Source organism: Kineosporia corallincola, assembly GCF_018499875.1.
GTDB classification, from domain to species: Bacteria; Actinomycetota; Actinomycetes; order Actinomycetales; family Kineosporiaceae; genus Kineosporia; species Kineosporia corallincola.
In genome coordinates, this window is the sequence record NZ_JAHBAY010000016.1 from 161,176 (window position 1) to 185,823 (window position 24,648).

General features: G+C 71.3%; 19 protein-coding genes. 3 read left to right on the plus strand and 16 right to left on the minus strand.

The window, feature by feature from the left end; translation table 11 throughout:
* Nucleotides 1-19: 19 nt before the first annotated feature.
* The 8 genes from KIH74_RS30565 to KIH74_RS30600 are packed head-to-tail and all read right to left on the minus strand — an operon-like array spanning nucleotide 20 to nucleotide 9,601.
* A complete protein-coding gene (locus tag KIH74_RS30565) occupies nucleotides 20-1,078 on the minus strand; it encodes a DUF6001 family protein (RefSeq protein WP_214159866.1) in 1,059 nt (352 codons plus the stop codon).
* A gap of 30 nt (nucleotides 1,079-1,108) precedes the next feature.
* The gene (locus KIH74_RS30570; RefSeq protein ID WP_214159867.1) at nucleotides 1,109-2,068 is read right to left on the minus strand and encodes a fatty acid desaturase family protein; all 960 of its coding nucleotides are present in this window, start codon (nucleotides 2,066-2,068) and stop codon (nucleotides 1,109-1,111) included.
* A complete protein-coding gene (locus KIH74_RS30575; RefSeq protein WP_214159868.1) occupies nucleotides 2,069-2,602 on the minus strand; it encodes a dCTP deaminase in 534 nt (177 codons plus the stop codon). It abuts the gene before it with no gap.
* On the minus strand, nucleotides 2,599-3,174 hold the full coding sequence (locus KIH74_RS30580; RefSeq protein WP_214159869.1) for a hypothetical protein: 576 nt from the start codon (nucleotides 3,172-3,174) through the stop codon (nucleotides 2,599-2,601). The genes KIH74_RS30575 and KIH74_RS30580 overlap by 4 nt, the downstream gene beginning before the upstream one ends.
* Nucleotides 3,171-4,226 (minus strand): hypothetical protein, encoded by a 1,056-nt coding sequence (locus tag KIH74_RS30585; RefSeq protein WP_214159870.1) that lies wholly within the window; start codon nucleotides 4,224-4,226, stop codon nucleotides 3,171-3,173. Before KIH74_RS30585 ends, KIH74_RS30580 begins: the two co-directional genes overlap by 4 nt.
* Nucleotides 4,223-5,842: an alkaline phosphatase family protein gene (locus KIH74_RS30590; RefSeq protein ID WP_214159871.1), complete on the minus strand. Its 1,620-nt coding sequence runs from the start codon at nucleotides 5,840-5,842 to the stop codon at nucleotides 4,223-4,225. The genes KIH74_RS30585 and KIH74_RS30590 overlap by 4 nt, the downstream gene beginning before the upstream one ends.
* Before the next feature lie 13 nt (nucleotides 5,843-5,855).
* On the minus strand, nucleotides 5,856-7,049 hold the full coding sequence (locus tag KIH74_RS30595) for a hypothetical protein (RefSeq protein ID WP_372492148.1): 1,194 nt from the start codon (nucleotides 7,047-7,049) through the stop codon (nucleotides 5,856-5,858).
* A gap of 8 nt (nucleotides 7,050-7,057) precedes the next feature.
* The gene (locus KIH74_RS30600) at nucleotides 7,058-9,601 is read right to left on the minus strand and encodes a dCTP deaminase domain-containing protein (protein WP_214159873.1); all 2,544 of its coding nucleotides are present in this window, start codon (nucleotides 9,599-9,601) and stop codon (nucleotides 7,058-7,060) included.
* A gap of 263 nt (nucleotides 9,602-9,864) precedes the next feature.
* Between KIH74_RS30600 and KIH74_RS30605 the strand changes: the two genes are divergently transcribed.
* On the plus strand, nucleotides 9,865-11,085 hold the full coding sequence (locus KIH74_RS30605) for an ATP-grasp domain-containing protein (RefSeq protein ID WP_214159874.1): 1,221 nt from the start codon (nucleotides 9,865-9,867) through the stop codon (nucleotides 11,083-11,085).
* A gap of 13 nt (nucleotides 11,086-11,098) precedes the next feature.
* Here the strand turns inward: KIH74_RS30605 and KIH74_RS30610 are convergent, their stop codons facing one another.
* Complete coding sequence (locus KIH74_RS30610) at nucleotides 11,099-11,944, minus strand: hypothetical protein (protein ID WP_214159875.1); 846 nt, start codon at nucleotides 11,942-11,944, stop codon at nucleotides 11,099-11,101.
* A gap of 200 nt (nucleotides 11,945-12,144) precedes the next feature.
* Here KIH74_RS30610 and KIH74_RS30615 point away from each other — a divergent pair, with 200 nt between their 5' ends.
* On the plus strand, nucleotides 12,145-13,335 hold the full coding sequence (locus KIH74_RS30615; RefSeq protein ID WP_214159876.1) for an ATP-grasp domain-containing protein: 1,191 nt from the start codon (nucleotides 12,145-12,147) through the stop codon (nucleotides 13,333-13,335).
* A 74-nt stretch (nucleotides 13,336-13,409) separates the two neighbouring features.
* On the opposite strand, the gene ahpF is transcribed toward KIH74_RS30615, so the two are convergent.
* Nucleotides 13,410-14,972, minus strand: coding sequence for an alkyl hydroperoxide reductase subunit F (ahpF, locus tag KIH74_RS30620; protein ID WP_214159877.1), 1,563 nt, complete (start codon nucleotides 14,970-14,972; stop codon nucleotides 13,410-13,412).
* A complete protein-coding gene (ahpC, locus tag KIH74_RS30625; RefSeq protein ID WP_214159878.1) occupies nucleotides 14,972-15,535 on the minus strand; it encodes an alkyl hydroperoxide reductase subunit C in 564 nt (187 codons plus the stop codon). Before ahpC ends, ahpF begins: the two co-directional genes overlap by 1 nt.
* A gap of 288 nt (nucleotides 15,536-15,823) precedes the next feature.
* Between ahpC and KIH74_RS30630 the strand changes: the two genes are divergently transcribed.
* Nucleotides 15,824-18,172, plus strand: coding sequence for a beta-galactosidase (locus KIH74_RS30630; RefSeq protein ID WP_214159879.1), 2,349 nt, complete (start codon nucleotides 15,824-15,826; stop codon nucleotides 18,170-18,172).
* A gap of 16 nt (nucleotides 18,173-18,188) precedes the next feature.
* On the opposite strand, the gene KIH74_RS30635 is transcribed toward KIH74_RS30630, so the two are convergent.
* The 5 genes from KIH74_RS30635 to KIH74_RS30655 all read right to left on the minus strand — a co-directional run bounded on the left by KIH74_RS30635 (nucleotide 18,189) and on the right by KIH74_RS30655 (nucleotide 24,639).
* Nucleotides 18,189-19,256: a hypothetical protein gene (locus tag KIH74_RS30635; RefSeq protein WP_214159880.1), complete on the minus strand. Its 1,068-nt coding sequence runs from the start codon at nucleotides 19,254-19,256 to the stop codon at nucleotides 18,189-18,191.
* Between the two features lie 212 nt (nucleotides 19,257-19,468).
* Complete coding sequence (locus tag KIH74_RS38115) at nucleotides 19,469-20,929, minus strand: right-handed parallel beta-helix repeat-containing protein (protein WP_214159881.1); 1,461 nt, start codon at nucleotides 20,927-20,929, stop codon at nucleotides 19,469-19,471.
* A gap of 322 nt (nucleotides 20,930-21,251) precedes the next feature.
* Nucleotides 21,252-21,422, minus strand: a complete 171-nt coding sequence (locus KIH74_RS30645) for a hypothetical protein (RefSeq protein ID WP_214159882.1) — start codon at nucleotides 21,420-21,422, stop codon at nucleotides 21,252-21,254.
* A gap of 248 nt (nucleotides 21,423-21,670) precedes the next feature.
* Nucleotides 21,671-23,224, minus strand: coding sequence for a UxaA family hydrolase (locus KIH74_RS30650; RefSeq protein WP_214159883.1), 1,554 nt, complete (start codon nucleotides 23,222-23,224; stop codon nucleotides 21,671-21,673).
* Nucleotides 23,221-24,639 carry a glycoside-pentoside-hexuronide (GPH):cation symporter gene (locus tag KIH74_RS30655; RefSeq protein WP_214159884.1) on the minus strand — a complete coding sequence of 473 codons (1,419 nt, stop codon included), beginning with the start codon at nucleotides 24,637-24,639 and terminating at the stop codon, nucleotides 23,221-23,223. Before KIH74_RS30655 ends, KIH74_RS30650 begins: the two co-directional genes overlap by 4 nt.
* Nucleotides 24,640-24,648: the final 9 nt, after the last annotated feature.

Below are 24,648 nucleotides of genomic sequence, written 5' to 3' on the forward strand. Positions count from 1 at the left end.
TGGACGGCGGACAGCGCGCTCAGGCCGGGGCCAGGGTCAGGACCCCGGCCCGGGAGGCACTGAGGAGACCGGCCGGGTCGCCCGGCAGGTCGTCGTCGGTGACGAGAACCGTTGCGGTGGGCGGGACACCGTCGGAGAACGAGACGGTGCGGTGCACCAGGGCGCGGGCGCCCGGCAGGAACGGCAGCTCCTGGGCGCCGGTGGCGGGTGCGAGCCGCAGCCGGGCCGGGTGACCCTCCCCGGCCAGGGCGTACACCTCGTCCAGGGCCTGGGTGAAGGCGGGCGCCAGGGCGCCGTCGCGCCCGCGCAGGGTGTCGGCCACCCGGGCCTCCAGGTCGGCGAAGCGGGCCGCGAGCGGGGCCAGGGGAGTACCGGCCGCCCGTCCGCCGTCCACGAACCTCTGCCAGCGCAGGAGGTACCACTTGCGGTTGGAGTACACGTCACCGGCGTGCGAGAGCGCCGCGTCCATCAGGTGCAGCAGGGCGCCCACGGCGTACCCGGCGCCGCCGAGCGGCTCGCCCGACGCCTCGGCCAGCCGCAGGTGGAACACGTGCCGCACGGCCGTGTGCAGCGACGCCCACTTCCACACCCGGGCCAGGCCGGGCAGGTGCTCCAGGTACGGCGACGTGCCGTCCAGGGCCACCCCGTTGACCAGGCGCTCCAGGTATTTGCGGCGCAGCTCGTGCTCCTTGTCCCAGTGCGCGTGCGCGGTCACCACGTCGGCCGCCTCGAGCGACGCGGCCTTGCCGAGATCGGCCAGCGCACCGGCGATCTCGGCGGTTCCGTACGACACCGCCTCCAGGTGCTGACCGGCCTCGAACAGCTGGGTGGCCATCCGGGCCCCGCCGGGGGCCTGTTCCTCCACCCGGATGAAGTCGATGTCGCTGGTGGCGTTGGCGATCCCGTGCACGGGTGAGCTGGTGAGCAGCAGGTGCACGGCGTCGCCGGTGCGTGAGCGCATCAGGCGCTCCAGCCCGGCCCGGTCCAGGTCGCGGCCGTGCAGGAAGGTGTCGACGTTACGCAGCCGCTCGGCCGCGAGGTGACCGGGCACGGCGGGCAGCAGAAGGGGGGTGAGCATGAAATCCCTCGGGTCGCAGGAGAATCGGGTTCAGGACGGGACGCCGTCACGGCGGGCCTGGGCCAGGTGACCGAGCACACTGGCCCGGCCGAACAGGTAGGAGCGGGCGATCCGCGCGCGCTCGCGGACGTCCTGGTTCTGCATCAGCCGGCGGTGCAGCAGCCCGAGGTTGTAGAACGGCACACTCGGGTAGAGGTGGTGCGCGAGGTGGTAGTTGATCCGGCAGGGCGAGAACAGCAGCCGCTCCACCGGGTTGGCCAGCACCGTGCGGGTGCCGCCGATCCCGCCGTCGGGGTCGCAGCCGACGTGCTCGGCCACGGCCCGCAGCCGCAGGATCATGCTCAGCGCGGTCAGCGAGGGCAGGATCCACAGCAGCAGATAGCTGATCCAGCTGCCGGTCAGGGTGAGCACGGCGGCCAGCGCGAGCAGGTGACCGACGAAGAGGTTGCGGCGCCCGCGGCCCATGGCCAGCGCCACGGTGCGGTCGCCGCGCAGCACCGGCAGCAGCGAGAACTGGTCGAGGGTGTCGACCGTCTTGAGCAGGTTGACGCCGGTCACGTCGCCGGCGAACAGCCGCGCCCAGTCCTGGGACGTGTGCGCCAGCGCCGCGGTGTCCAGGTCGGGGTCGCGCTCGGTGTTCAGGTAGCGGTGGTGGTCCAGGTGGTGCCGCCGGTACAGGCTGGTGCTGACGAACAGCGGGAAGGCCAGGAGCAGGTCGCTGACCAGGTCGTTGAGGGCTCGATGGGCGAACAGGGAACGGTGTGCGCCGTCGTGCATGAGCACCGCCAGGGCGTGCTGGCGGGTGGCGATGACGACCAGGGCGATCAGGTAGCCGTACCAGTGCCCCCACCACACGGCGGTGCCGGCGGCGGCCAGGATCACGGCCCACTGCCAGGCGATGGTGCCGGCCGCGCGCAGGGGGCGCCGCCGGGACAGGTCACGCAGCTCGTCCCTGCCCAGGATGCGGGTGCCCCGGCCGGTCGTGGCCATTCAGAGCACCGCCCCGGGCGCGGTGTCCTCGCTCAGCCGGGAGGCCACCGCGGACGTGGAACCGGTGTACTTGCCGTCGTACTGGCGGGGTTCGCCCTGCATCGCCCAGAACGCCAGCTTGCCGATGGTCATGCCGGGGAACACCCGCACCGGGCAGGCCACGCTGATCTCCAGCGTCCAGGGGAAGATCGCGCCGCAGTGCCCGAGCGGCGCGGAGAACTGGATCCACATGCCGAGGGTGGACACCGACCGGCAGGCGTACAGGGTGGCGGCGTACCGCGGGCTGCCCATCGCCTCCACCGTGCCGCCCAGGTAGAAGCGTCCCGGCTCGAGAACCAGCCCGTCGTCCGGCATCACGATCTGGGTGGCCTTCGGCTCCTCGAAGCTGTCCAGGTCGGGCTGGTCGTACTGGATGATCTCGGGGGCCAGCCGGAAGCCGTAGCTGTTCGGCTCCAGCCGGGCCGGGCTGAAGTCCCCGATGTGGATGTCCCCGGCGGCCACCGCCGCCGCGATCTGTCTCCCGGTCAGGATCACAGCCAGCCCTCCATCAGCGTGCACACGTCGTGGCGGTACCCGGAACGGTCCGAGCCGCTGTTGTCGAGCACCGCGTCGGGCTCGATCCGGTCGAGGTCGGCCGTGGAGCCGTCGGCCCGGGTCAGGTCACCGCGCCGGGCCAGGCGCGAGCGCCGCACGTCCTCGCGGCAGCTGATCCGCAGCACCCGGAAACCCTCGGCCCGCAGGGCGGGTGCGTCGGTCCAGGGGTCGCGCAGGTCGTCGTTGACGATGACGTCGCTGCCCCGGCCGGCCGCCTCCCGGGCCCGGGCCAGGAAGTCGTCGGCCAGGCTGCGCCGGTTGATCCGGCGCAGCTGCGTGGCCAGCTGCTCCAGCAGCACCTGGTCCTGGGCGCCGTCGGCCAGCGGCACACCGGCCGCGGCGTACACCTGACGCTGGAGCTGGTACAGCGGGCGGGCCAGCGGCACCCGGCTGACGGTGAGCCGGCGGCCGGCGGCCCACTCCCGGATGTAGCCGGCACAGGTGGACTTTCCCGATCCGGACAGGCCGATCACCGCCACCCGCAGCGGGCCGGGCGGGCGGGTGGCGGTCATCCGGCCGCCTTCAGCACGCTGTCCAGGTCCACGTCGAGGGTGCCGGTCAGGCGCAGCATGACCAGGCCGGGCAGCAGCGGGCGCAGGCCGGACAGGGTGGCGTAGAACTCGCGGTAGTCCGGCACCAGGTAGTGCTGCCAGCCGAAGAAGGTGGTGTCGACGGATCGGTCCACCACCGTGTTCAGCACCGACCAGCGTTCGCCCGGCCCGCTCAGCGGCGTCACCCGCAGCGGCTCGCCGGGCACCACGCGGGGCAGCAGGACGCCGGCCAGGTGGTGCGGTGCCGGGTCGAACTCCGCCCCGATCCACTGCTCGAAGGTGTCCGGGTCGAGCAGCACCTTGTGCCCGTCGGCGAGGTCGGCCAGGTCGTGCCGGCCGCCCTCCCGCACCCGCCGGGCCAGGTCCGGGTTCGCCCGCAGCGTGCCGACGCCGACATAGGGGTAGTCGCGCCAGGCGCGCACCGTGATGCCGCCCTCGCCGTCCGGCCGGCAGAACAGCTTGTCGCCCGAGAAGTACTGCCAGTTATTGTTCTTCAGCACCGACAGCAGGGTGGTGGTCTTGCCCGCGCCCTTCGGGCCGGCGACGGCGTACACCTCACCGTCGCGGCGCACGGCCGAGGCGTGCAGCACCACGGTCCCGGCCGTCTCCTCGGTGCGGATGATCAGGTCGCGCACGAAGTCGATGACCTGGATCGCGGACGCCGGGCGGATCGCGACACTCATGTCGCGGTCGTGCGTGGCGTCGGCCGGGACGTCCAGCACGGTGTCGTCGTTCCGGTACACCAGCCGGTCGCCGTGCCGCGAGAGCAGGGCGTCGAAGGTGAACTCCGGGGCGGTGCTGCGCCGGATGACCACCGGGTCGCCGCCGGGCGAGGACGGCGCCGAGTCCCTCGGCAGCACGGTGATCCGGTAGTCCGCGGTTGCGTCGTCCCCGCTCGTGACCGGGGTGACCAGGTGCCGGAAGAACCGCCGGACCGGCTCGAACGCGGCCTCCGCGGCCGGGTCCACCCGGAACTCCAGGGTGGTGCCGATGAAGGTGAGACGCAGGTTCATGGCTGACTCGCAGTCGCTCGGGGACGGGAGGCACGCAGCTGACCGAGGACCAGGGCGGCCGGCCAGGTGTTGTCGATGACGCCCAGGTCGTCGCCCGGGGCCAGGCCGGGACCGGTGGCGGCGAACACCGCGTGCAGCCGGTCGTCGCCACCGTTCGTGACGTGAGCGCCCGGCTTGACCGACGGGTGCAGAGCCTGGCCGTCACCCGCCAGCCCGGCGACCGGCAGGCAGTCCGGGTCGAGCAGCAGGTCGGCGCGCCGCCCGTCCGCGGACGGCCGCACCTCGCGCACCAGCGGCCGCCCGGTGCCGGGAACCCGTTGCGGCGCCAGCGCTTCCGCAACCCGCTGGAGGACGCCCGGAGCGGCTTGCGGGCGGACCCACACCGATCCGTTGTTGACGGGGTGGTAGTAGCAGTCCGACCGCTCCAGGTCGATCTGCCCGGCCGGGCCGGACACGGACAGACCTGCGTCCACCAGGAGCTGAGCCGGACGCACCGTCCACGGGGTGCCGGCGACGCCGTGGTCGGCGCACAGCAGCACGGTGTCGTCCGGTCCGGCCCGCCGCAGCACCCGGCCCAGCAGCTCGTCGGCCCGCCGGTAGCAGCGGGCCACGTGCGGCCACAGGGCCGGCGCCACGTCCGGGCGGAACGCGCCGCTGCGCTCGTCGCACCAGCCGATCAGGTCGTGCCCGACGTCGTCGGTGCTCGGCAGGTACATCACCACGAGATCGCTGCGGTGCCGCGGCAGCACCTGGTCGACCGCCCCGGCGAAACCCGCGGTGACCCGGTCCACGGACGACAGGAACACCTCCTCCGCGCTGCCGTCGCCACCGTCCACGAGACGCCGGCCGAGCCGGCCGTCGCGGTAGTAGGGGCCGAGGCCGTCGCCGGAGAACGTGGGGGCCTGACGCAGCGCCCGCAGCACGGACGCGTCGTGCCCCACCGTGCGCGGCGCCCAGACACCGCTGTGCAGCAGCACCTTCCGGCCCTCGACGGTGGCCAGGCGCAGCCACAGCGCCGCTGGAGCGTCCGGCCCGTCGCGCGCCTCCAGGGCCAGCGGCACCCAGCTGTCGGTGACCACGGTGGCGGCGCGCCCGCCACGCACCCGCACCCCGCCGGCCACCGGATCGACGTCCAGGGCGTGCCCGGCCACCTCCAGCACCGTGCGACCGGGACCCACCGCGTGCACCCCGGGCCGGGCCCGGCGGCGGCTGTACGCCTCAACCGCCCCGTCGATCCAGCCCGGCACCCCGCCGTCGTCGTCGCGGGTGTCGGTGATCCACGGCGCGTGCACCGACGTGCTGCGAAAACCCGCCGCACCGGCTGTCTCCCACACCGCGGGACGCCGCAGCACGGGCCCGAAACCGGACACCGAGAGCCCGGGCCCGGCCTCCGGCGCCGGCACCGCGAAGCCGGTCACGCCGTGCTCGTGCGGGCCGGTGCCGGTGAACAGGGTGGCCAGTGACGGCGGCGTCTGGCAGTTCGGTGAGGGCGGCCGGGCGGCCGCCCTCACCCCGCTCTCGCGCAGACGGCGCACCGAGGGCAGCAGCCCCTGCGCGTCCAGCCGGTCCACCACCCAGTGCGCGGCGGCGTCCCACACCATCCAGTAGACGGTCACCGGGCCGCGCCGCTCACGCCGGTTCCGCCGGCCCGGGCCGGGCGGCCACGGCGTCCTTCAGGAAGGTCTTCTTGGAGTAGAAGGTTCGCGTCGCGGGCAGGCCGTGCTCGGTCAGGTACCCCTCCAGCCAGTGGGCGAGCTGCTCCAGCTCCGCCAGGGCCGCCTTCTCGTCCGGCTCCAGCGGGCTGCGCGTGCGCAGGTACTCCAGCTCGCACTGCGACAGCACCACGTCGGGGTCGTCGTACAGGGAACAGCGGTCGAAGAAGATCCCGTAGACGTGCCCGGTGCGCACCGACTCGAAGTTCACGTCGTAGCGCACCCGGCGGAAAGGGGGCAGGGGACGCACCTCGACACCCAGTTCGGTGCGCACGTACCGGCCGAAGTCCGCCGGGTCGATCGTCAGGCCGTAGGTGTGCTCCTCCCGGCGGGCGAACGAGTCCTCCACGTACCACTTGCGTTTCATCAGGTTCTTGCCGTCGGTGGTCGGGATGAACGACACGTAGCCGCGCTCCGCCTCCGGTGCGGTCACCTCGAACAGGTGGTTGCCGTAGTCCCAGGCCTGGAACTCGTCGCGGTACTCCGGCAGGTACCCGGTGAGCTCACCGGCGTGCAGGCGGCGGTTCAGCTCGACGGTGAGCGCCCAGATGTCCGGCACCGGCTCCAGGTTGTACTTGTACTCCAGCTCCTGCCCGGGAAACGCCTTGCGGTAGTAACGCTGGTGGTTGTTCAGGAACAGCGCGTGCCCGGCGTGCGCGGCCAGGCCCGGGCGCAGCCAGTTCAGCTCCTCCACCGCCCCGGCTCCGACCGGCTCCGGGGTGATCCGCACGAAACAGGCGTCCTGGGCGAGGAACCGCACCTGGGCGTACACGTGGTAGCCCTCCTCGGCCGAGCCGGTCAGGTAGCACAGCGGCACCAGGGCGGACGCGCTCGCGGGCAGCAGCCCGGCCAGGGCGGCGGAGGCCACACCGTGCGGGAACAGGCCGGCGCCCTCCAGCACCGCCCGCCGGCCGGTGCCCGGCGCGGTCGCCGGGCACGCGCCCAGCCGGTCCCAGTGCACCACCACCGTGCTCACCGGCAGTTCCTCGGCGGGCGGTGGAACCCGCAGCAGGGCAACCGGTTCGGTGGCCGACAGCGCGGCCGAGCCGTTGAGCAGGTGGATGCCGCCGACGGCGATCCAGGCGTCAGTCAATCGGGGGTCCTTAGTCATCGCGAGAGTCATCGAGAGCCGTCGAGACGGCCGGTCGGATCGGGATTCCTGCTCAGTGAGACGACGGTGACGGATCCGTCGGCGATCACGGCCTGCGCCCCGTCCGGGACCTCCGTCAGGCCGGCCGCCACGGCCGGCACCCCGGCCTCACGCAGCAGGATGGCGAGATGGCACAGGGCGGAACCCTGGTCGAAGACGAACCCGGCGACCTGGCCGATCAGCACCGAGAGCACCGCGTACGGCCGGGCGGCGCGCACCACCGGTGGCTCCGGCAGCGCCGAGACCTCGTCGATGAGCCGGGCCAGACCCTCGTACTGGGTCACGTCCCGGGTCCTGTCGATGCTGACCGCCGGGCCCACCGACAGGCGGGTCAGCAGCTCGTCGTCGTGCAGGGTGTGCACCGGGCCGCTCGCCGTGCCGGGGGAGATGCTGGCACCGGCGGCGCCGGTGGTGATCTGGTCGGCGCCCAGCACGGAGTAGTCGACGAACACCAGATCGTCGCCGCTGAGCACCCATTCGAGGGTGAGCTGACCGTACCGTCGCTCCATCGCCGCGGTGAGACGGCGCACGGTGTCCAGGTGCCGCAGCACCGGCCCGGCGTCGGGCGGTGCGGTGATCCCGCCGTCGGCGTTCACCACCACGGCCTGCGCACCCGCGGTGCCGCGGTTGAGCGCGAGCAGCCCCTCCGGCGTGTACTCCACCACCAGGCCGCCGCCCGCCGCACGGGAGATCACCCCGAGGTCACCGCGGACGAAATCCCGCACCAGCACGGCGTGCTCGCTGTCGGCCGGGAAGCCGCCGGTGACCTGCCGCAGCCGGGTGAGCACCTGCTCGCGGGGGACGACGATCTGGCGCAGCGTCTCGCCCAGGTCGAGCACGCACTCCGGGGCCCGGCCCCCGGCCAGGGTGGTCTCCAGCCGCCGCACGGACTCGGGGTCGAGCAGGGCGCGGGGGGTGAAGCCGATCACCCAGCCGGCGCCGGTCGTGACCCCCAGGGAGGCCGCGAGCTGGTGTGCCGGGCCACGTTTGGCGGTGTAGCCGGTGTACACGGCTTCCACCTCGTGCAGGGCGGCGCCGGGCGGGAGCTGGTCGTGGTACAGCCGCGAGGTCCACAGGCCGGCCGGGCCGCCGGGACCGCCCGCCGTGCGCCGGGCGGTGACCGGGCGCACCTGGATCACGTGCACCGCCGGACGGCCGTGCTCGGTGGTGGCGGCCCACTCCAGGTCGACGTCGTGGCCGCGTTCTGTGCGCAGCCGGCGGGCCAGCGTGATCACCTCGGTGAGGGCGGGCCGGTGCGAGTCGTCGACGTCTGTTCTGTGCTGAGCATCGAGGCTGTTCAGGTCGGCCGAGGTGACGGACGTGGCCTGCGCGGTCCCGGCCACCAGCTGCTCGGCCAGGCCCTCGACGTACTCCACGGTGACCACCGAGGAGTCGCCGTCCAGCCCGGTGAAGGCCACGCCGGCCAGCTCCGGGTCGACCATCCGCTGCACGAAGACGGCCAGCCGCGGCATCGGGTCGAAGTCGCCGGCCCGGACCCGCGCGGCCACCGCGGGCGGGGAGTAGTAGGAACGCCAGCACTCCTCGACGGCGTCGGCCACCCCGTCGGCGCCCCGGACCCCCAGCAGGCTCTGGTGCACGCCGGCCAGACTGCCCGAGGCACTGTCCTCGTCCAGCCCGGAGGAGCGCACCGCGAACCGGAGATCGCCCGCGCCGGAACCGAAGACGTCGATCAGCCGCTCGGCGATCAGCCGTCGGGTGCCGCCGGGCACCCGGATGCCCTCGGCGATCCGGCTGATCCGGTCCATCGACTCGGTGAGGAAAGCCCCGACGGTGGCGCGCAGCTCGCCGAACACCTCGTGCATCCCGGTGAGGGCGGCGGGTTCCACGGCACCGGCGAACTCGGACGCGGGGACGGCGAAGGCCGGGGGCACCGGATGCCCGCGCGAGGCCGTGGCCAGGGAGGCGAACTTGGCGCCCGTGCGGTCGGGATCGGGCTCGGCCTCCAGCCCGGGGAACCGGTGCCGGGCCAGGTGCCGGTGGAAGTCGCGGTGGATGTCGCTGGAGCGTGGGCCGACCGAGCCCTGGTACTTGCCGTCGTAGAGGTCGACCTCGCCCTGGGGCTTCCACCACATCATCTGGCCGATGTTCATGCCGAGGTAGACCCGCACCCGGTTCACGGTGAACAGCTGGAGCGTCCACTGCCCCTCGTAGCCGATGTCGCCCAGGCTCGCCGAGAGGTTGATGAACATCCCGAGCCGGGCCACCGAGGAGCGGGCCGCGAATGTCGGTGCGTAGTAACGGCCGCCGAGCACCTCCTCGGTGTGGGCCAGGTAGAGCCGGCCGGGCTCCAGCACGTACCCCTCGTCCGGGATCCGGACCTCCTCGTAGGAGTTGGCGGTGCGCGGGTCGAGCGGGCTCTGGGTGTAAACGCGAAGCACCGGTCCGAGGCGGAAGTTGTAGCTGTTCGGGTTCACCTGTGAGGGCTCGAACGGATCGATGGTGATCCTTCCCGCTGCGCGCTCACGAACGATCTCGCTTCCGGTCAGGATCATCGATCTCCCCGATACATGTTCTGGCGCAAAAGATGTCGCTCTCCGCACATGGAGGGTCGCTGCCTGAATATCGCAGCCGAACCGGGCAAATTCAACTGGTTGACGCGTTTACTGACGCTTGTTATAAATGTGAACTGATTAACCGGTTTAGTCATCACCCGTGTCCCCCGCCCGTGTGGCGAGTTCTCTGGTGTGTCCCGCGGGCCGGAATCACCCCCGTTCGCCGGTGCGGCAGGCCTGCCGAAAACGCCCCAGGGAGAGATGTGTTCAGCGATCGCCCGCATGCCGTCGTGATCAACGCGGCCAAGATCTACCCGCCGCGCGAGCTGGAGCGACTCTCGCAATTCGCCACTGTGTCGGTGATCACCGAGGCGCAGTACGCGCACCGTTACGGGAGCGTTTCAGATGTCCACATGGTGGACAGCGTCTATCGCTTCGACCAGGTGCGTGACGCTGCCCGGGCGATCTACGAGCGGCAGGGCATCGACTGCGTGATCGGCCCGGCCGAGCGCAGCATTCCCGTGGCCGGTCTGGTGCGCACCTGGTTCGGTGTGCCCGGCTTCGGTTTCGACGTCGGAATGCGTTGCAGCAACAAGCAGCTGATGAAGCAGGCGCTGCACGCGGCCGGACTGCCGGTGACCGGCTGGACCAGCGCGGAGAGTCTGGAGCGGCTGCCGGCGGCGTTCGACCGGCTCGGTGGCGGGCCGGTCGTGGTGAAACCGGTTTTCGGCGGCGGCAGTAAGAACACCTTCGTGCTGCACACCCGCGACGAGGCCGTGGCCCTGGGGTCGCAGGAGCGCGCGAAAGGTCTGCGCGACGCAGGTTTTCCCCTCATCGTGGAGCAGTACGTCGACATCTCCACCGAGTACCACTGCGACGGCGTGGTGCACGAGGGCAAGGTGCTCTTCTCCGGGGTGTCTCACTATCTGGTACCGCCGTTGCAGGAGCAGTTCGGCGCCGTTGCCGGTTCGATGGCGCTGGAGCCGCAGTCCCCCGAGTACGCTGCGATCCAGGAGCTGCACCGGCGCGCGGTGGGCGCCCTCGGTCTCGACGCCGGGGTCACCCACCTCGAGGTGCTGCGCCGTGGAGACGACCTGCTGATCGGTGAAATCGCCTGCCGCCCGGGCGGTGACGGTGTCACCGACCTGGTGCGCTGGCAGCACGGGGTGGACCTGTGGCAGGCCTTCACCGACATCTCGGCCGGCCGGGTGCCCGTCGTCGAGCCGGTCACCGACCCGCGCACGGTGGTCCTCGTCGATCTGCCCCTGCGGTCCGGGCGGGTGACGGCGATCAGCCGGGAGAGCGACTTCCGGGTGCTGCCCGAGGTGCTCGAGGTCGAGTCGTTCGTGGCCGTGGGCGACACGATCGGCGACTTCCGCCGTGGCACGGCGGCGATCCGGGTGTTCCTCGCCGTGGAGCGTCCCGGCCAGGCCGAGGCCCTGATCGGGCGGCTCATGGAGATCTTCGTGCTGGAGACCGTCTGACCGGCAGGATCTTTCAGCGGCTCCGGGTGGCCACCCCGAACAACGGCACGAGCAGGGCCGCCAGCAGCAGGCCGGTGAGCCACGACGCGGAGGGCAGCGACCCGGCTGCCACCACGTGGACGCCGGTGGCCGGCCAGGTCAGGGCGGTGTCGCCGAGCAGGAACCCGGCCGGCGAGGTGCCGGCCCGGGCGGCTGCCCGGGATGTGCCGGGCCAGGCGCGCAGCCGGAGGGCGGCCAGGGTGACGGTGGCGGTGGCGATCAGAGCGATCCAGGGATCACCGGACCCGGCTGCTCCCACTGCGGTGAGCCCCACGGCCAGAACCAGTTTCATCACCGGGATCACCGTGGATCGCGCCCGGGCCGAAGACGCCCCGGCCCCGGGCGGGATCGCCGGGCGCGCGGCCCGCTCCGGCACGACCGGCGCGGAGACGTCCGGTCCCACCCGCCGCAGCCGCGCCGCGCACACCCCACCGAACCCGGCGAGCCCGTACCACCCCCACGGCACCCCACCCGGCGCGACGGCGTAGAACACCGCGCTGCAAGCGATCACGATCTCCACGCCGCCCGCCAGAACACCCGCGAACGGGGTTCCCGCCGGCCCGTCCGGCCGCCCGAGCAGCCGCACCACAGCCCGCACCAGCCACTGCAAGCCGATCAGCAGCACCAGCGCCGCCGCCCCGCGCCGCACCGGACCACCGGGCAGGATCGCGACCAGCCCCTGGATCGCGACCAGCAGCACCAGCGCGCAGAAGAGCGCGGCCGCCAGGGGCTTCCGGCCGGGAACAGCGGGGTGTGAGGCCGCGTCGTGCGTCTCGGCCAGGCAGAGCAGGGCGGCCGACAGGGCGGCGAGGATCAGCACAGCACGACGGTGACACGCCAGGGCCCGAGGTACAACGGTCACGGCGAAGGTCGCCAAGACCGTTTCGGCGCCGGGGGTTTGACGGGCCGGTCTCGTAGCGTGAGACCACCTCGCGGGCGTGTTGACCGGCCCGGCCCGGCACAGCATGCTGGGACCGCACGTCCGTCCGGGTCTCCTTCCGTGTCTGGGGTTTTCGTCGCATGCGTGTCCTGGTTCTTCAGCAGCCGAATTCGGTGGCCCCGTTCGAGAGCTGGCTGATGGAGGCGGCGCCCGGGGTCGAGGTGCGCATCATCACCGGCGCGGCCACCGTCCGCCCCGACAGCGCGATCGCCCCCGGGGTGCGGCGCGACGTGCTGGCCGACTACCACGCGCCGGAGACCACCCGGCACCTCTTCCAGGTCTGCGCCGAATGGGCACCGCAGGCCGTCTTCTCCAACTCCGAGGCCGACGTGATGCGGGCCGCCGAGGCCCGCACACTGTTCGGCATCCCGGGCACCGGCTCGGCGTCGGCCGTCCTGTTCCGCGACAAGGTGCTGATGAAGCAGCTGTTCGCGGGTCTCACCGTGCAGGGCACCGAGGTCGCGGCGGTCGAGCACCGGGTGCCCACCAGCGGCGCCGACGTGCTGGCCGCCTGTGACGAACTGGGCCCGGTGGTGCTGAAGCCCCGCGACGGCTCGGGATCGGTCAGCGTGCAGACGCTTTCGGACCGCGCCCAGGCCGCCGCCTGGCTGGCCGCCGAGCCCGAGGTGCTGAAGCGGCTGCACGCCTCACAGCTCATCCTGGAGCGCTTCGTCGAGGGCGACGTGTACCACGTCGACATGCTGGCGCGAGACGGTGCGCCGATCATGATCTCCACGTCGCGCTACCTGCACCCGCCGCACCACTTCGCCCGGCACAACCTGGCCTCGGTCATGCTCGACGAAGACTCCGAAGACCACCGTTTCCTGGTGGCCTACGGGCAAGCTCTCACGGCGCGCGCCGCCACCGCGCACGGCGCCACCATCATGCACCTGGAGATGTTCCGCACCCCGCAGGGCGAGTTCGTCGCCGGCGAGGTGGCCTGCCGGGGCAGCGGCGGACTGGTGAAGGAGTCGATCCTGCACACCTACGGCATCGACCAGGCCCGCGCCGCCTGCCTCCTCGGGGCCGGTCTGCTGCCCGGCGAGACCTACCTGCGGCGCATCCGGCAGCAGTCCGGCCGGCTGCTGGAGACCGGGCCCCGGCTCGGCTACGACCGGGCCGCCCGGCCGTCCTGGTTGGTCACGGTCAGCGAGAGCGAGCGCCCGGGCGAGGCCTCGTCGTCCGTCGACGCCCGGCTCCAGGTGGTCGTGGAGGGCGAGAACGAGAGCGAGATCGAGAAGCGCATGGCCTCACTGCATCTCAGCGCCTGAGCGATCACCGCGGGCAGAACGGGGAACGGCGCCGGGCTGTGAGAGCCCGGCGCCGTCCGTCATCTCCGCGGGGATCAGGCAGGTGCCGTGGTGCGGATCAGGTGGTCGAAGGCGCTGAGGGCGGCCTTCGCCCCGTCGCCGGCCGCGGCGACGATCTGCTTGTGCGGGGTGGTGGTGCAGTCCCCGGCCGCGAACACGCCCGGCGCGCTGGTGGCGCCCCGCGCGTCGATCACGATCTCGCCGCGATCGTTCAGCTCCAGCGCCCCGTTCACCCAGTCGGTGTTGGGCAGCAGGCCGATCTGCACGAAAACACCCTCGACGGCGAGGTTCCGGGAATCCCCGGAGGGCCGGTCCCGGTAGGTCAGACCGGTCACCCTGCGGCCGTCACCGGTCACCTCGGTGGTCTGGGCGCCGGTCACCACGGTCACGTTCGGCAGGCTGTTCAGCTTGCGCTGCAACACCTCGTCCGCCCGCAGCGCGTCACCGAACTCCAGCAGGGTGACGTGCGAGGCCAGGCCGGCCAGGTCGATGGCGGCCTCGACACCCGAGTTGCCGCCGCCGATCACGGCGACCGGCTTACCCTTGAACAGCGGGCCGTCGCAGTGCGGGCAGAAGGTGACGCCCTTGTTGCGGTACTCCTGCTCACCCGGCACGTCCATGGTGCGCCAGCGGGCGCCGGACGCCACCACGACGGTGCGTGAGCGCAGCACCGCACCGGTCTCGAACTCGACCTCGACCAGGCCGTCGACGGCCGCGTGCAGCTTGGCCGCGCGCTGCCGGGGCATCACGTCGACCTCGTACTCACGCACGTGCCGCTCCAGGGCCGCGGCGAACTGGGTGCCCTCGGTGTGCGGCACCGACGGGAAGTTCTCGATCCCCGCGGTGTCGAGCACCTGGCCACCGATCCGCTCGGCCACCAGCCCGGTGCGAATTCCCTTGCGGGCCGCGTACATCGCGGTGGTCGCACCGGCCGGGCCGCCACCGACGACGAGCACGTCGAAGGTGTCCTTCCCGTCCATCCGCCCGGCCTCGCGGTCGGCGCTGCCGGAATCGAGCCTGGCCACGATCTCGGCCAGCTCCATGCGTCCCTGCCCGAACAGCTCACCGTTGAGATACACGGCGGGCACGCTCAGCACCTCACGCTCTGCCACCTCCGCGGCGAACGCGCCGCCCTCGATCGCGGTGTGCGTGACGGCGGGGTTCAGCGCGCTCATCGTGTTCAGCGCCTGCACCACGTCGGGACAGTTCTGGCAGGTCAGCGAGAAGTACGTCTCGAAGTGCAGCGGCCCGGTGAGGGCCTTCACCGCGTCGAGCAGCTCGGCGTCGTGCCGCGGCGGGTGCCCACCCACGTGCAGCAGAGCCAGCACCAGCGAGGTGAACTCGTGCCCGAGGGGCACGCCCGCGAACCGGACCCCCACGTCCTCACCGGGTTTCGTGATGAGGAACGAGGGACGACGGACGTCCGCGTCCGGTTCCTCCCGCACGGTCACCTTCGCACTCGAGGTGCGGATGTCGTCCAGAAGTTCCCGGGTCTGCTGGGAGGCCCTGCCGTCGTCGAGCGTCGCGACCAGTTCGATCGGGGTGCGCAGGTTTTCGAGGTAGGCGCTCAGCTGGGCCTTGAGGCCGGCCTCCAGCATCAGATCTTGCCCACGAGCTCGAGCGACGGGGTCAGGGTCTGCGCACCCTCTTCCCACTTCGCCGGGCAGACCTCGCCCGGGTGCGCGGTGATGTACTGCGCGGCCTTGACCCGGCGCAGCAGCTCGGAGGCGTTACGGCCGATGCCGCCGTCGTTGACCTCGATGGTGCGGATCTTGCCCTCGGGGTCGATCACGAACGAGCCGCGCAGCGCCTGGCCGTCTTCCTCGATGAGCACCTCGAAGTTGCGCGAGAGCTCCTGGGTCATGTCGGCGAGCAGGGCGTACTGCACCTTGCCGACCGCCTCGGACGTCTCGTGCCAGGCCTTGTGCGCGAAGTGGCTGTCGGTCGACGCGCCGTACACCTCGCAGCCGATGGCCTGGAACTGGTCGTAGATGTCGGCCAGGTCCTCGAGCTCGGTGGGGCAGACGAAGGTGAAGTCACCGGGGTAGAACACGATGACGCTCCACCTGCCGAGCAGGTCCTGGTCGGTGACCTCGATGAACTTGCCCTGCTGGTAGGCGTTGACCTTGAAGGGCTTGACGGTGGAGTTGATGAGAGACACAGCCGGGTTCTCTTTCTCGTGTTCCTGGAGGCCCACCGGTGAGGGTGGGCGCGGGGACGTACCGGCGACGGTGCCAGTGACCGCCGTAGGGAGCCGGACCGGACCGGACGGCGCGCTCTACGGGGAGTGGGGGAGCGGAGCCGGAAAAGAACCGCCGCTGCGCGATTCTCGGCCAGGGGCACCGCAAGGCCCCGAGCATAGCTCCCCGGCTTGTCTTGAACTAGTCAAATCTTGATCTTGTGGGAAGAGTCTCGTCACGCCGGGCGAGGGAGCGCCTACCGTCGACTCATGAACCGCCCTTCGCCCGAACCTGCGGTCCGGCGCCTGACGGTGCCGCCCGTGCCCGCGCCCGAGAGCGCCCCGCTCGACCTGGGCGGCGCGGGCATCGCGGTGACCCGCCGCCACCTCACCCGGTCGGGTGAGCCGTGGATACCGGTCATGGGGGAGTACCACTACAGCCGTGACCGGCCCGGGAACTGGGAACGTGAGCTGCGCAAGATGCGGGCCGGGGGCGTCGGGGTGGTCTCGGCCTACGTGGTGTGGATCCTGCACGAGGAGGTGCGGGGGCGGGTGCGCTGGGACGGGCACCTCGACCTGCGGCGGTTCGTGCGCACCGCCGGGGAGGTGGGGCTGGACGTGGTGGTGCGGATCGGGCCCTGGGTGCACGGCGAGACGCGCAACGGCGGGTTCCCGGACTGGCTCCAGGAACTGCCGGTGCACCACCGCACCGACGATCCCGCCTACCTGGCCCCGGTGCGCGACTGGTACGCGGCGATCGGGGAGCAGCTGGAAGGGCTGTTCCTCTCCGATGAGGGGGGCGGGCCGGTGATCGGCGTGCAGATCGAGAACGAACTGTACGACCAGCCGGGGCATCTGGGCACCCTCCGCACCATGGCGGAGGCGGCGGGCCTGCGGGCGCCCCTGTGGACGGCGACGGGCTGGGGAGGGGCGCGACTGCCCCGCGGCCGGGTGCTGCCGGTGTACGCCGGCTACCCGGACGGCTTCTGGGAGGAGTCGGCCACCGGCTGGCCGGACTTCGGCCCGATGCACTTCTCGTTCAGCACGAGACGCGACGACCTCTCCGTCGGTGCCGATCTGCGGACCGCTCCGGGCGTGGAAGACGTCGTGGAAGATGCTGCGGGGGAGGAGGATCCGTGGCCGTTCGCGACCTGCGAACTGGGCGGCGGGATGCAGGTGGCCTACCATCGCCGTCCTCTGGTGGACCCCGACGACGTGGCGGCCCTGGCGCTGACGAAGATCGGCAGCGGCTCGGCCTGGCAGGGCTACTACCTGTACCACGGTGCCACCCAGGTGCCGGGCGAGCTGGCGGGCACCCAGGAGTCCCAGGCCACCGGCTACCCGAACGACCTGCCGGTGCTCGACTACGACTTCTTCGCCCCGATCGGCGCCGCGGGCGCTCAGCGCCCACACTTCCACCGGCTGCGCCGCCAGCACCTGTTCCTCCAGGCGTTCGGCGCCGAACTGGCCACCGCCCCGGCGGTTCTGCCGGAACCCGACGGGGTGCGCTGGTCGGTGCGCGCGAACGGTTCCCGTGGCTTTCTCTTCGTGAACAACCATCAGCCCGCGGCCGAACCGCTGCCGGCCGTCGACGGCGTCCGCTTCGAGATCGGGCTCGGTGAGCGGAATGTCACGGTTCCGCGCGAGCCGGTGGGGCTGCGACCGGGTGCCTACTTCACCTGGCCGGTACGTCAGGCGGTCGGTGAGATCCCCGCCCTCACCGCCACCGCCCAGCCCGTCACACAACTGCTTTCGGACGACGGAAGCCTCGTCGTCCTCGCCGCCGTTCCCGGGATCCCGGTCGAGCTCCAGATCGAAGGCGTTGCCCCGGATGACATCTCCGGCGCCGACCTGGAGGTCGCCGGTGATCTGGTGATCGCCCGGCCGCTGCGGGATCCGGGCCCGGACTGTGTGGTGCGGGCCGGGCGCACCACACTGGTGTTCCTCGACGAGGCCGCGGCCGACGCGCTCTGGAAGGGGCAGGTCGCCGGCCGCGAGACCCTGCTGATCTGGCCCGGAAGTGCCTGGTTCGACGGTGGTTTCCGGGTGGTGCTGCCTTCGGGAGACCAGGTGGTCCGGGCCTGCCCGCCGCTGGCGTTGCCGCAGGAGCCCGCGCAGGAACCCGCCGGGCCGGTGTTCAGCCGCCACCGGGTGCCGGGTGCTTCGGTCTCGCATCCTCTCCAGGCACCGCGTTTCGGGCAGGTGCTCACGGCCCCGGTGCGCACCGGCGGCAGCGCGGGCCGGCTCTCGGCGCCCACCGACGGCGACTTCGCCGCCCTGGACCCGGTCGCGCTGCCGCTGCCGGGTGAGCCGCTCGACGAGAACCTCGGCCAGGACGGGCAACTCGTGCTGCGCGTGACCTGGACCGGTGACGCGCTGCGCCTCTACGCGGGGCAGCGGATGATCGCCGACCAGTTCTGGTCCGGCCGCGACCTGGAGGTGGACCTGACCGCCCATCGCGACGAGATCCGTTCCGGCGGGCTGTGGATCAGGGCGTTCGCCTGGGCGCCGGGATCGGGGGTGCACGTCGACCCGCGGGTGCGTCCGCACGCCACCGGACCGGTGCTCACGGTGCACGCCGCCCGGCTCGACGTCGTCCGTACGCGTTCGCTCTCCTGATCGGTGCCCCGGCCGGTCAGCGGCCGTCGCTCGACCAGTGGTTGCGGTCGACCGCGACCGGGCTGAAGTGGTTCACGCCGTATCCGGCGCCGACGTCGATCAGCCGGGCGTTGGTGCCGTCGCGGGGGCCGGAGGCGATCGTGACGATGTGGCCGCCGGCGTCCTGGACCCGCAGCCGCTTCGTCGTCCAGGAGATCTTCATGTCGATGGCGTCCCCGGCGTTGTGCCGGCTGCGCAGCGCCGGTGCCGTGCGCAGCGAACGGTCCACGCCCAGCGCGGTGAGCAGGTCGCGGGCCGCGGCCACCGACTCCGCTCCGTCGACGGCGCCGGTGGTGTCGCGGTGCGTCCAGCAGATCTTCGGGCTCTTCTCCCCGGGCAGCGGCGCGTAGGCGGGCACGTCCTGCGGGTCCAGCTGCTGCCGGGCCACCAGGTAGGCGAAGTGCATGAGGTAGGAACGCTGCGGCGAGCGCAGCGTGGACTGCGGGGTCACGGTGGCGCCCGCCGCGTCCAGCGCGGCCACGAACTTCTCCACCCGGGGCCGGAACGTGTCGTTCAGCGCCGCGACGTCCCGGTTGCCACCCGGCCAGCGGCCGTCCCAGTCCGGCCCGCTGAGCTGCCGGTCGGTGCACAGCAGGGTGAAGGTGAGGGCGGCGGACTCGATCGTGCAGCCGCGGGAGCGGGCGTCGCGGGTCACGGTGGCCCGGGCGTCGACCGGGTAGGGGCGGCGCGCGGCCACCCGGCCCGGGTAGGTGTGTGCCACCGGCCAGCTGGTCGCTTTCGTGGTGCCGGTCAGGTCGACGGTCTGGGCGGCGGAGCCGTCACCCCAGTCGATCACCAGGCGGAACCGGCAGCCGGCCGTGCCGGCGGCGCTGGACCAGACCAGGGTGAGGTCGCGGTCGGTGCTCGCGCAGGTGTCGTCGGCGCAGACCTCCGCCGAGGCGGCCGACGGCTCGCCCGGCCCGAAGATCACGGTCGGACGGGAGCCCGCGCCGGTGGCCGCGGTGCCGGTGGCCGCTGTGCCCAGGATCAGGCCGGTGGCGGCCAGCAGGCTGGTCAGCGCGGTACGCACCCTGGAGGTCTTCACGTCGTCCTGTTCCCCGTTCCCCGTGTCCCGTTTCCGGTGTCCACCTCCGGCGGGCTGCCGGAGGCAGGTGCCCTCTCGGCCGGGCGCACGGGGGATTCACGACGTGGCGGTGTTTAGGGCCCGCAGGAGTGACGGAGCAGGAACGACGCGGGCCCGTGCGGTACCCGCCCGGGAGTCCCGGGCGGGCCGCACGGGCCCGGTGGTGCGACGCGTCAGAAGGCGCCGATGTTGCTGGTCGTGCTCGTGTCGCTGGCCTTGCCGAACAGCGAGCTGGTGCTGTTCAGGTGCAGGCTGGTCAGCACCGGCAGGCTGCCGTCGGACTGGCGGGCGGCGTCCCAGCCGGTGGTGGTCAGGCTCTTGAAGTCCGCGGAGGAGATCGTGGAGCTCAGGTTCCAGGAGTTGTTCTTGACCGTGGTGCCGGTCATGTTGCTGGTCAGGGTGCCGGCGTAGGCGATGTTGTCGGTCAGGTTGCCCAGGCCGGTGGCCGCCCCGCTCGAGGTGATGCCGAGCATGTTGTAGTCGGGGTGGTTGTTGTAGCTGGTGTTGTGGATGTAGTCGTTGGCGACCGGGTGGTGGTTGGCGTAGAAGCCGGCCGACCGGTTGTTGAAGGCCACCGAGTACTTCACCGTGTGCTTGACCGCGTTGGCGTCGTACACGCCGCCGTAGCCACCGATCTTGAAGCCGTTACCGTTGCCGATGGCCGTGGTGGTGCCGGGGATGTAGCCGTTGCTCCAGGCCCAGGAGCCCTCGATGGTCACCGACGAGTAGGCGTTGATCAGGTCGAAGCCGTCGTCGGAGTTGTTCCAGGCGCGGTCGCCGCGGAACACGTTGCCCGGGTTGTTCGCCGCGATGTGGGCGCCGAACCCGTCCGCGCTCTCACCGGCGCCGTTCGAGGTGTACAGGTCGTAGTTGTCGTGCGAGTCGCTGTTCAGCACCAGGTTGTTGCCGCCGTTCTTGATGAACAGCCCGGGGCCCATGTGGTCGTGCATGTCGAGCTGCTCGAACGTGTTGTTGCTGCCGGTGATGTACACGCCCCAGTTCTCGTGGTTCACGCTGTTGTTCTGCGGAACCCCCTGGATCTCGAGACCCTTCAGGTGGATGTAGCTGCCGGTGACGTTGAATCCCTTGATCCGGCAGTCGTCCTTCATCGCGGAGAAGTCGAAGACCGGGTTCTCGCCGTCGTAGGCGTAGTAATTGATGGTCTTGCCCGAGCTGCCGCTCTTGCTCAGGGTGATCGCGTCGACCAGGGCGGTCTGGCTGGAGCAGGTCTTGTTCGCCGCGGTGTAGGCGTAGGTGCCGCCGCGGAAGTACACGGTGTCGCCGGCGCTGACCGTGGACTGGGCGTGGGCGATCGTCTTCCACGGGGCGGCCTTGGTGCCGGCGGCGCTGTCGCTGCCGCTGGGTGAGACGTAGTACACCGAGCCGGTGGCCGCGGCGGTGGCGGCGGTCGTGGACGACGTGGCGGCGGCCGTGGTGGTGGAACTGGTGGACGACGTGGTGGTGGTCGCGGTCGACGTCGTCTGGGTGCGGCTGCCGGTGCGGCTCTGGTGCGGGTTCACGGCGTAGGCGCCGGCGGCACCCGCGAGGAGCACGGTGGTGACGGCGATGACCGGGACAGCGCGCAGGGTGCGGCGGCGGGTCTTACCGGTTCCGGGCGAGCGGAACGACTTCATCGGGGGCGGGCCTCTCTGCTGACCAGACGCACTAGTCAGGAAAACCGAAGGTCGGCCCGGTTCACCATTCCGGCGAGGTATTTATGTTCGGAATAACGCAATCTTGACGCCGGGTTCAGGATGGGCTGGAGGATTGCCAGATGATCCATCCGGATTCCGGGTCGCCGCCGACACTAAAGTTGGGCATTGTCGGCGGTCAAACCTCGGCGGTTATGAAAGTGAAATCCCGAGATTAAATGTTTGCACTCGTCGCAGAATGAAGTCGTTCGCACACGGCACAGTGAAGGGCGGGCCGCCGAAACGGCCCGCCCTCACAGTGGATCTACAGCTTGGTGAGCTTCAGATGGGACACGATCCGGGTGGTGCCGTCCGGATCGTGCTTGAAATCGACGACCACCTCGTGATCGTCGATGATGCGCACCACCTTGCCGAGACCGTGACGGTCATGGGTGATGCGATCGCCGTCCTCCAGGTGTTCGGAGGCGGTCGGCACCCGCGCGGGCGGGGCAAAAGGACTACCGGCCAGGACGCGGCGTGCTGGCGGAGGGCGAAGGTTCACAATTCAGTATGCGCCTTCTGAAGCCCGCGCCAAGGGGGTTGCCCGATTTGTGACATGGCAACTCCCACTTCTGCCGGTATGGCTGAGCCCCCGGGGGACAGACGGGTGGTCCGGGAGCACGGTGACGATCCCGAAACCACCTTTTTCGGCATTTCCTGACCGGATTCGGTCAGGTGCGCAGATCAGGTCACGGTGCCCAGCTGCCACGGAACGAATTCCTCCTGGCCGATCTCGAGGCCCTCGCTCACCGTCGGCTCGCCGGAGGCGACGGCCAGTATCCGCTCGAAGATCTCCGCGCCCACCTCCTCCAGGCCGGCGGTGCCGTCGACCACGCGACCGCAGTTGATGTCCATGTCGTCGGTCATCCGCCGGTACATCTCGGTGTTCGTCGCCAGCTTGAGCGACGGCGTGGGCCGGCAGCCGAACACCGACCCGCGACCGGTGGTGAAGCAGACCACGGTGGCGCCGCCGGCCACGATCCCGGTCACCGACACCGGGTCGTAGCCGGGGGTGTCCATGAAGGCCAGGCCCGGCCCGGAGACCGGCTCGGCGTACTCGTACACCGCGCTCAGGTCGGCCCGCCCGGCCTTGGCCACGGCGCCCAGCGACTTCTCCAGGATGGTGGTCAGGCCGCCGGCCTTGTTGCCCGGCGAGGGGTTGTTGTCCAGGCTGCCCCCACCGGCCGCGGCGTACTCCTTCCACCACTCGATGCGCTCCAGCAGCCGGCGGCCCACCTCCGGGCTCGTGGCCCGGCGGGTGAGCAGGTGCTCGGCCCCGAACACCTCGGGCGTCTCGGCCAGCACCGAGGTGCCGCCCGCGGCCACCAGCAGGTCGGAGGCGATGCCCAGCGCCGGGTTGGCGGTGATGCCCGAATAACCGTCCGAGCCGCCGCAGTTCAGGCCCAGCACCAGCTCGCTGACCGGGGCCGGCTCACGGCGGCGCCGGTCCAGCTCGGGCAGCATCCGGCGGATCCGCTCCGCGCCGGCCGCCACGGTGGCCCGCACCCCGCCGCTGTCCTGGATGGTGAGCAGCTCGACCAGGGTGTCGGAGGGCAGGTCCAGGTCGTCGACCAGCGACTGGATCGGCACCATCTCGCAGCCCAGGCCGAGCACCAGCAGACCGCCGACGTTGGCGTGCCGGGCGTACCCGCGCAGGGTGCGCACCAGCGTCTGGGCGCCGACGCTGCCGGTGACCAGGCCGCAGCCGCTCTGGTGGGTCAGGGCGATCACCCCGTCGACGCCCGGGAAGGCGTCCAGGGCGGGCCCGCGGAACTGGTCGGCGATCATCCGGGCGGCCGAGGCCGAGCAGTTCACCGAGGTCAGGACGGCCACGTAGTTGCGGGTGCCGACCCGGCCGTCGGCCCGGTGGTAGCCCTGAAAAGTGCGTTCCCGCGCGGTGTCCGGCAGCTCGGTGTGCACGGTGCCGAACTCGTAGGCCTGCCCGTCGGCGCCCACCGACGGGTCCATGCCCAGGTTGTGGGAGTGCACGTGGTCGCCGGCGGTGATGCCGGTGGTGGCCACGCCGATCGACTGGCCGTACTTGTGCACCTGGCTGCCCGGGGCCAGGTCGCGCAGGGCCAGCTTGTGCCCGCGCGGCACGTCGGTGGTCACGGTGACCTCACCGCCCGTGGTGCGCACGCGGGTGCCGGCGGTCAGTTCCCGGGTGAGCACGGCGACGTCGTCGTCCGGCCGCAGCAGCAGCGCGCACTCGGTGAGGGGCAGGGTGGTGATCGTCATGATGTCGTCCCGGCTCCGTCTTCTCGCTGATGGTCTTCTCGCTGGTGGATTTCGGTGACCATGCTGGTGACCCGTTCGTCGGTGAGGGGGTACAGGAAGAACAACACCGCCGCGGCCACCATGAAGGCCACACAGGGGAACAGCATCTGGAGCTCCTTCATGCCGGTCTGGGTCGCCGCGGTCTGGGTCTCGTTGGCGACGTAGCCGACGTAGCCGAGACCGAAACCGGCCAGGCCACCGGCGATGGACTGGGCGAGCTTGCGGGAGAAGTTGAACATCGAGTACACGATGCCCTCGCGCCGCACCCCGGTGCGCCAGTGCCCGAAGTCGATGGCGTCCGACACCAGGGCCCAGACCACGCCGTTGGGCAGGGCCACCCCGATGAACGAGACGCTCAGCAGCAGGGTGAACGTGACCAGGTTGGTGTGGGTGAGGAAGTTCAGGCCGTCGGCGACCGCCGCGATCGCGAAACCGATGAGCGCGGTGTTCTTCTTGCCGAAGCGCCGGCACAGGTACGGGATCGACAGGATGCCGATGACCGAGCAGCCGATGCTGATGAAGTTGATGTAGGGCAGCAGCGAGATGTCGCCCAGCACGTACTCCGTGTAGTAGGCGATCATCATCGTCTTGATGTTGTAGGCCGAGATCGAGAACAGCGTCATCAGCACCAGCACCTGGAGCGGCCGGTTGGTGCGCACCGTGGTGGCGAACCCGCGCAGGGTCAGCTTCTCGGTGCGCGCCACCCGCACGGTCTCCTGGGTGCCGCGGAAGGTGCCGAAGAACGCCAGCACACCGATCAGCGCCATGATCGCGGCCGCCACCGGGAAACCGATCCGCTGGGTGCCGAAGGCCAGCACGATCGGCATGAACGCCACCCCGGTCACCAGCAGCGCGGTGACCGACCCGGCCTGCCGGAACGACGCCAGTTGCGAGCGCTGCCCGGCGTTCTGGGTCATCACCGAGCTCAGCGACCCGTAGGGCACGTTGGTGAACGAGTAGAGCACGCCCCAGGCCATGTAGGTGATGTAGGCGTAGGCCAGGTTGACGTTCTGCGAGGCGCCCGGGGTGGTGAAGATGAACACCGTGAGCACGGCCAGCGCGATGCTGGAGTAGAACATCACCGGCTTGAATCGGCCGTGCCGGCCGATCCGGCTGCGCCCGTCGACGAACGACCCGGCCACCGGGTCCATGAAGGCGTCGAAGATCTTGGTGATGATGAAGATCTCGCCGGCCACGGTGGCCGGCAGCCCGGCCACGTCGGTGTAGAACTTGAGCAGGTAGGCCTGCCCGAGATCGAACATGAAGCCGTTGCCCAGATCGCCCAGCCCGTAGGAGATCTTCTCCTTCAGGCTGAGTCTGGCGGTGATCTCCGGCACGGCGCCGGAGTTGAGGGCGGGTTCGACACTGTTGACCATGACGTGCTC

Coding starts and splice junctions, on each gene's coding strand:
- KIH74_RS30600 (WP_214159873.1), bottom strand. CDS start 9,601: ATGATCCTGACCGGAAGCGAGATCGTTCGTGAGCGCGCAGCGGGAAGG.
- KIH74_RS30595 (WP_372492148.1), bottom strand. CDS start 7,049: ATGACTAAGGACCCCCGATTGACTGACGCCTGGATCGCCGTCGGCGGC.
- KIH74_RS38115 (WP_214159881.1), bottom strand. CDS start 20,929: ATGAAGTCGTTCCGCTCGCCCGGAACCGGTAAGACCCGCCGCCGCACC.
- KIH74_RS30650 (WP_214159883.1), bottom strand. CDS start 23,224: ATGACGATCACCACCCTGCCCCTCACCGAGTGCGCGCTGCTGCTGCGG.
- KIH74_RS30565 (WP_214159866.1), bottom strand. CDS start 1,078: ATGCTCACCCCCCTTCTGCTGCCCGCCGTGCCCGGTCACCTCGCGGCC.
- KIH74_RS30630 (WP_214159879.1), top strand. CDS start 15,824: ATGAACCGCCCTTCGCCCGAACCTGCGGTCCGGCGCCTGACGGTGCCG.
- KIH74_RS30615 (WP_214159876.1), top strand. CDS start 12,145: ATGCGTGTCCTGGTTCTTCAGCAGCCGAATTCGGTGGCCCCGTTCGAG.
- KIH74_RS30585 (WP_214159870.1), bottom strand. CDS start 4,226: ATGAACCTGCGTCTCACCTTCATCGGCACCACCCTGGAGTTCCGGGTG.
- ahpF (WP_214159877.1), bottom strand. CDS start 14,972: ATGCTGGAGGCCGGCCTCAAGGCCCAGCTGAGCGCCTACCTCGAAAAC.
- KIH74_RS30655 (WP_214159884.1), bottom strand. CDS start 24,639: ATGGTCAACAGTGTCGAACCCGCCCTCAACTCCGGCGCCGTGCCGGAG.
- KIH74_RS30570 (WP_214159867.1), bottom strand. CDS start 2,068: ATGGCCACGACCGGCCGGGGCACCCGCATCCTGGGCAGGGACGAGCTG.
- KIH74_RS30580 (WP_214159869.1), bottom strand. CDS start 3,174: ATGACCGCCACCCGCCCGCCCGGCCCGCTGCGGGTGGCGGTGATCGGC.